General features: G+C 70.1%; 6 protein-coding genes. 5 read left to right on the forward strand and 1 reads right to left on the reverse strand.

The window, feature by feature from the left end; all coding sequences use genetic code 11:
• On the forward strand, window positions 1-933 hold a 933-nt coding region (ftsY, locus tag O3Q52_RS47030; RefSeq protein WP_269654605.1), incomplete at its 5' end, for a signal recognition particle-docking protein FtsY.
• A gap of 96 nt (window positions 934-1,029) precedes the next feature.
• On the opposite strand, the gene O3Q52_RS47035 is transcribed toward ftsY, so the two are convergent.
• Complete coding sequence (locus O3Q52_RS47035) at window positions 1,030-1,683, reverse strand: bifunctional DNA primase/polymerase (RefSeq protein ID WP_269654606.1); 654 nt, start codon at window positions 1,681-1,683, stop codon at window positions 1,030-1,032.
• Between the two features lie 438 nt (window positions 1,684-2,121).
• Here O3Q52_RS47035 and O3Q52_RS47040 point away from each other — a divergent pair, with 438 nt between their 5' ends.
• The 4 genes from O3Q52_RS47040 to O3Q52_RS47055 form a co-directional block, all read left to right on the forward strand.
• Window positions 2,122-3,597 carry a hypothetical protein gene (locus O3Q52_RS47040; RefSeq protein WP_269654607.1) on the forward strand — a complete coding sequence of 492 codons (1,476 nt, stop codon included), beginning with the start codon at window positions 2,122-2,124 and terminating at the stop codon, window positions 3,595-3,597.
• 312 nt (window positions 3,598-3,909) lie between these two features.
• On the forward strand, window positions 3,910-5,250 hold the full coding sequence (locus tag O3Q52_RS47045; protein WP_269654608.1) for an ammonium transporter: 1,341 nt from the start codon (window positions 3,910-3,912) through the stop codon (window positions 5,248-5,250).
• Window positions 5,247-5,585, forward strand: coding sequence for a P-II family nitrogen regulator (locus O3Q52_RS47050; RefSeq protein ID WP_143640660.1), 339 nt, complete (start codon window positions 5,247-5,249; stop codon window positions 5,583-5,585). The genes O3Q52_RS47045 and O3Q52_RS47050 overlap by 4 nt, the downstream gene beginning before the upstream one ends.
• A 25-nt stretch (window positions 5,586-5,610) precedes the next feature.
• Window positions 5,611-6,249, forward strand: a 639-nt coding sequence (locus tag O3Q52_RS47055; RefSeq protein ID WP_269654609.1) for a nucleotidyltransferase domain-containing protein, incomplete at its 3' end; no start/stop codon positions are given.

Consider the following 6,249-nt stretch of genomic DNA (forward strand, 5'->3'; position numbering starts at 1 on the left):
GAGGTCCCGGAGCCGACCGCGGGCCGCGTGGTCCGCCTGCGCGCCCGCCTCTCCCGCTCGCAGAACGCGCTCGGCAAGGGGCTGCTCACGCTCCTCTCGCGCGAGCATCTCGACGAGGACACCTGGGAGGAGATCGAGGACACGCTGCTCACCGCCGATGTCGGTGTGCAGCCCACCCAGGAGCTGGTCGAGCGCCTGCGCGAGCGCGTACGGGTGCTCGGCACGCGGACCCCCGACGAGCTGCGGACCCTGCTGCGGGAGGAGCTGCTCACTCTCCTCGTGCCCGACTTCGACCGCACCGTGAACACCGAGTCCGGTCTGGACACCCCGGGCATCGTGATGGTCGTCGGGGTCAATGGCACCGGCAAGACCACCACCACCGGCAAGCTCGCGCGCGTGCTCGTCGCCGACGGCAAGCACGTGGTGCTCGGTGCGGCCGACACCTTCCGTGCCGCCGCCGCCGACCAGCTGCAGACCTGGGGCGAGCGCGTCGGCGCCCGTACCGTGCGCGGCCCCGAGGGCGGCGACCCCGCGTCCATCGCCTTCGACGCCGTCAAGGAGGGCATCCAGGAGGGCGCGGACGTCGTACTCATCGACACCGCGGGCCGGCTGCACACCAAGACCGGTCTCATGGACGAGCTCGGCAAGGTCAAGCGCGTCGTCGAGAAGCACGCCCCGCTGGACGAGGTGCTGCTCGTGCTGGACGCCACCACCGGCCAGAACGGCCTGGTCCAGGCCCGGGTCTTCGCCGAGGTCGTCGACATCACCGGCATCGTCCTGACCAAGCTCGACGGCACGGCCAAGGGCGGCATCGTCATCGCCGTCCAGCGCGAACTGGGCGTCCCCGTCAAGCTCGTCGGCCTCGGCGAGGGCGCGGACGACCTGGCCCCGTTCGAGCCGGAGGCGTTCGTGGATGCCCTTATCGGAGAGTGACGTTCCGTACGAGAGGTACGTACGCGAGGAAGGGCCCCACCGCATGGTGCAGATGCGATGGGGCCCTTCCGTTTCGGTAGGTCTGTATCGGCAGGGCTACGCGCGCGAGCGGTGTGCCACGTACGCCAGCGTCCCCAGCAACAGCCGGGCCGCGGGCGGCTTTGTGGCCGAGTCGAGGGCGGGGGAGCGGAGCCAGTGGACCGGGCCGAGGCCGGCGCGGTCGGAGGGCGGGGCCGTGATGTACGTGCCGGGGCCCAGGCCGTGCAGGTCGAGCGTGGCGTCGTCCCAGCCCATGCGGTAGGGCAGCTCGGGCAGTTCGGCCGCTGCGCCGGGGGCGACGAAGAAGTGGGCGCGGCCGCCCGGGGTGGCGGCCACGGGGCCCACCGGGAGTCCCATGCGTTCGAGCCGGACCAGGGCACGGCGGCCGGCCGGCTCGGCGACCTCGATGATGTCGAAGGCGCGGCCCACGGGAAGCATCACCGCGGCGCCGGGGAACTCGCCCCAGGCCTGCGTCACTTCGTCGAGCGTGGCACCGGCCGGGACGACGGGGGCGAAGTCCAGGGGATGCGCGCCGGGCGCCGGGCAGTCGGCCCGGCCGCACGAGCAGGTCCCCGCGGCGGTCCGGGCGCCGGGCGCCACGTCCCAGCCCCACAGCCCGGTGAACTCGGCCACGGCCGTGCACTCCGAGGAGCGGCCGCGGCGACGAGAGCCGGACCGGATTTCGCGGATGCCGCCGATCGTGAAGCCCATGCCCCCTCCAACGGGTCCAGCGCGCAGGTGGTTACGTGACGGAACGGAACCGTAACTCTGCGTTCCCAACGCTGTGCGGTTCATGCGGCGCCCGGCGGTGTCACGGGTGGTGCGTCCGGCTTCGCGCGCCCCGATGTGCATCGCTCCGCCCACTCCCGGCCGTCATGTGTCAAGTGAATCGTGTACGGGCCGCCGGGAGTTCATTCGAAGGGGTGGCGAATGGTGGCGTTTCCGGGATCGCCATGGCTGGAGGGGTGATCGTAGGATTACTGTGAGTGCACGGGTCCTGGGGACGCATGCACTCGTGGGTATGCCGGAGGCAACTCGGCTTCTCGTTCGATGGGTGAGAACCACCGGACGGACGACCATATGTACCGGCATTCTGGTAGGGCTTGGCGCACACAGCGCACAAGTGGGTTCAGGGATGGGGGCGTTCCAGTGGGCGGCAACGGCGGAGGCGGGACGACTGCTGACAAGCGCCCCAATGAGCTGTTGGGCTCGTGGTTCGTGCGCAGCGGTTGGTCCAAGGGTGAGCTGGCGCGTCAAGTGAACCGCAGAGCACGCCAGTTGGGAGCCAACCACATCTCGACGGACACCTCGCGCGTCCGCCGCTGGCTGGACGGCGAGAATCCCCGCGAGCCCATCCCGCGCATCCTCTCCGAGCTGTTCTCCGAGCGCTTCGGCTGTGTCGTCGCCGTCGAGGACCTGGGCCTGCGCGCCGCGCACCAGTCACCGTCCGTGTCCGGCGTCGACCTGCCCTGGACGGGTCCGCAGACCGTCGCCCTGATCGGCGAGTTCTCGCGCAGCGACCTGATGCTGGCGCGGCGCGGATTCCTCGGCACGTCACTGGCGCTCTCCGCGGGCCCCTCGCTGATCGAGCCCATGCAGCGCTGGCTGGTGCCCAGCCCCGTCACCCCCCGTGAGCAGCCCGAGTCCCCCGCCGCCCTGCGCCGCCCCGGCCGGCTCTCCCAGCCCGAGCTGGACCTCCTCGAATCCACCACGGTCATGTTCCGCCAGTGGGACGCCCAGTGCGGCGGCGGCCTGCGCCGCAAGGCCGTCGTCGGCCAGCTGCACGAGGTGACCGACCTCCTCCAGGAGCCGCAGCCCGAGGCCACCACCAGGCGCCTGTTCAAGGTCGCCGCCGAGCTGGCCGAGCTGGCGGGCTGGATGAGCTACGACGTCGGTCTCCAGCCGACCGCCCAGAAGTACTTCGTCCTCGCCCTGCACGCCGCCAAGGAAGCCGCCGACAAACCGCTCGGCTCGTACGTCCTGTCCAGCATGAGCCGCCAGATGATCCACCTCGGCCGGCCCGACGACGCCCTGGAACTGATCCACCTCGCCCAGTACGGAAGCCGCGACTGCGCGAGTCCCCGCACCCAGTCCATGCTGTATGCGATGGAGGCCCGGGCCTACGCCAACATGGGGCAGCCCGGAAAGTGCAAGCGAGCCGTCCGGATGGCCGAGGACACGTTCGGTGACGCGCTCGAGTTCGACGAGCCCGAGCCCGACTGGATCCGCTTCTTCTCCGAGGCCGAGCTGCACGGCGAGAACTCCCACTCCTTCCGCGACCTCGCCTACGTCGCGGGCCGCAGTCCCACGTACGCCTCGCTGGCCGAGCCCGTCATGCAGAAGGCTGTCGACCTCTTCGAGAAGGACACCGAGCACCAGCGTTCGTACGCACTCAACCTCGTCGGGATGGGCACGGTGCACCTGCTCCGGCGGGAGCCCGAGCAGAGCACTGTCGTGGTGCGCGAGGCCCTCAGGATCGCCAAGAAGGTGCGCTCCGAGAGGGTCAACACTCGTATCCGAAAAACCGTCGACACGGCTGTACGCGATTTCGGGGATCTCGCCGCCGTTGTGGACCTGACCGAGCAGCTCGCCATCGATCTGCCCGAGACCGCCGAGGCGGTCTGACCCCAGTACCCCGGCCGCGGCCGCCGTCCTTAACAGCCCGACTCGGCTCCCCCATGCCAGGTCATCGGACGGCCGACCGCGGCCGGTTCCATACCTTCGATGAAGGTTGCGCCACGATAACGATCGCGCGGACCGACATCAGCCAGTTCATCGAGGCGTAACACACAGGACCTCTTCGTCACTGCGGCGAAACATCGAGGGGTGCCGGTCGAAACGGCGCTGCGCCAATCTCTGGCGCATAACCGGCCCACCCCTCATAACCGCTCATGGCTTCGCCCGCACGGGGCCGTACCAAACGACGAGGAGACGCCGATGGCACCAGCCATCACGCTTGCCGCAGACGCTCCCACGCTGTCTGCCGCCAACACCGGGTTCATGCTCATCTGTTCCGCCCTGGTGCTGATCATGACTCCCGGACTCGCCTTCTTCTACGGAGGCATGGTCCGGGTCAAGAGCACCCTGAACATGTTGATGATGAGCTTCATCAGCATGGGGATCGTCACCATCCTGTGGGTGCTCTACGGCTTCTCGCTCGCCTTCGGCACCGACTCGGGCAGCATCATCGGCTGGTCCTCGGACTACGTGGGCCTCAGCGGAATCGGCATCACGCAGCTCTGGGACGGCTACACCATCCCGATCTACGTCTTCGCCGTCTTCCAGCTGATGTTCGCGATCATCACGCCCGCCCTGATCAGCGGCGCCGTCGCGGACCGTGTGAAGTTCACGGGCTGGGCGCTGTTCGTCGCCCTGTGGGCCACGGTCGTCTACTTCCCGGTCGCGCACTGGGTCTGGGGCGCCGGTGGCTGGGCCTTCGAGCTCGGCGTCATCGACTTCGCCGGTGGTACGGCGGTCCACATCAACGCGGGTGCCGCGGCACTCGGCGTGATCCTCGTGATCGGAAAGCGCGTCGGCTTCAAGAGGGACCCGATGCGCCCGCACAGCCTGCCGCTGGTCATGCTCGGCGCCGGTCTGCTGTGGTTCGGCTGGTTCGGATTCAACGCCGGCTCCTGGCTCGGCAACGATGACGGCGTCGGCGCGCTGATGTTCATCAACACGCAGATCGCCACCGCCGCGGCCATGCTGGCCTGGCTCGCGTACGAGAAGATCCGCCACGGCGCGTTCACCACGCTGGGTGCCGCCTCAGGCGCGGTCGCCGGTCTGGTCGCCATCACCCCGTCGGGTGGTGCCGTGTCCCCGCTCGGCGCGATCGCCGTCGGTGTCGTCGCCGGTCTGCTCTGCGCCATGGCTGTCGGCCTGAAGTACAAGTTCGGCTACGACGACTCGCTCGACGTCGTCGGTGTCCACCTCGTCGGCGGTGTCGTCGGCTCCCTGCTGATCGGCTTCCTCGCCACCGGCGGCGGCCAGTCCGACGTCGCGGGCCTCTTCTACGGCGGCGGCCTCGACCAGTTCTGGAAGCAGTGCGCCGGTGTCTTCGCGGTCCTCGCCTACTCCCTCGTGGCCTCCGCGGTGCTCGCCTTCCTGATCGACAAGACGATCGGGATGCGGGTCTCCGAGGACGACGAGATCGCGGGCATCGACCAGGCCGAGCACGCCGAGACCGCATACGACTTCAGCGGTGGCGGCGGCGGCGCGTCCTTCAGCGCCGCACCGTCCCCGGCCCCGGGCACTCCGGCCAAGAAGGTGGACGCATGAAGCTCATCACCGCCGTCGTGAAGCCCCACCGGCTCGACGAGATCAAGGAGGCCCTCCAGGCCTTCGGCGTTCACGGTCTGACGGTCACCGAGGCGAGCGGCTACGGTCGTCAGCGGGGGCACACCGAGGTCTACCGCGGTGCCGAGTACACCGTCGACCTCGTCCCCAAGATCCGCATCGAGGTGCTGGTCGAGGACGACGACGCCGAGCAGCTGCTCGACGTCATCGTGAAGGCGGCCCGTACCGGCAAGATCGGCGACGGCAAGGTCTGGTCCGTCCCGGTCGACACGGCGGTCCGGGTCCGGACCGGCGAGCGCGGACCCGACGCGCTGTAGGCAGAACAAGAACAGGAGCCACTGGGTGACGAGTACGGACGTGCGTACGGAAGCAGAGGACTCGGGACCCAGCGGCTATGCGGCGGCCCGGCTGCGCCTCCTCCAGGAGGGGGCGCGGTCCGGGCCGCCGCGCCGTGCGGCCCTCGCCGAACTGACCGACGACTGGCTGTCCGGTCTGTTCGACGCGGGTGCCGACAAGCTGCGCGGCATCTCGCTCGTCGCCGTCGGCGGCTACGGCCGCGGTGAGCTCTCCCCGCGCAGCGACCTCGACCTGCTGCTCCTGCACGACGGCAGCGCCGACCCCGGCGCGGTGGCCTCCCTCGCCGACCGCATCTGGTACCCGATCTGGGACCTCGGCCTCGACCTCGACCACTCCGTCCGTACGCCCGCCGAGGCACGCAAGACCGCGGGCGAGGACCTCAAGGTCCAGCTCGGGCTGCTGGACGCCCGGCACCTCGCCGGCGACCTCGGCCTCACCGCCGGGCTGCGCACGGCCGTCCTCGCCGACTGGCGCAACCAGGCGCCGAAACGTCTCCCCGAACTCCAGGAACTCTGCGCCGAGCGCGCCGAACGCCAGGGTGAGCTGCAGTTCCTCCTCGAACCCGACCTCAAGGAGGCCCGCGGCGGCCTGCGCGACGCCACCGCGCTGCGCGCCGTCGCCGCC

The sequence above is a fragment of the Streptomyces sp. ActVer genome, assembly GCF_027270795.1.
GTDB classification, from domain to species: Bacteria; Actinomycetota; Actinomycetes; order Streptomycetales; family Streptomycetaceae; genus Streptomyces; species Streptomyces umbrinus_A.

Excerpts from the sequence above, each read along its gene's own strand:
- O3Q52_RS47035 (WP_269654606.1), bottom strand. The coding sequence starts at position 1,683 with ATGGGCTTCACGATCGGCGGCATCCGCGAAATCCGGTCCGGCTCTCGT.
- O3Q52_RS47045 (WP_269654608.1), top strand. The coding sequence starts at position 3,910 with ATGGCACCAGCCATCACGCTTGCCGCAGACGCTCCCACGCTGTCTGCC.
- O3Q52_RS47050 (WP_143640660.1), top strand. The coding sequence starts at position 5,247 with ATGAAGCTCATCACCGCCGTCGTGAAGCCCCACCGGCTCGACGAGATC.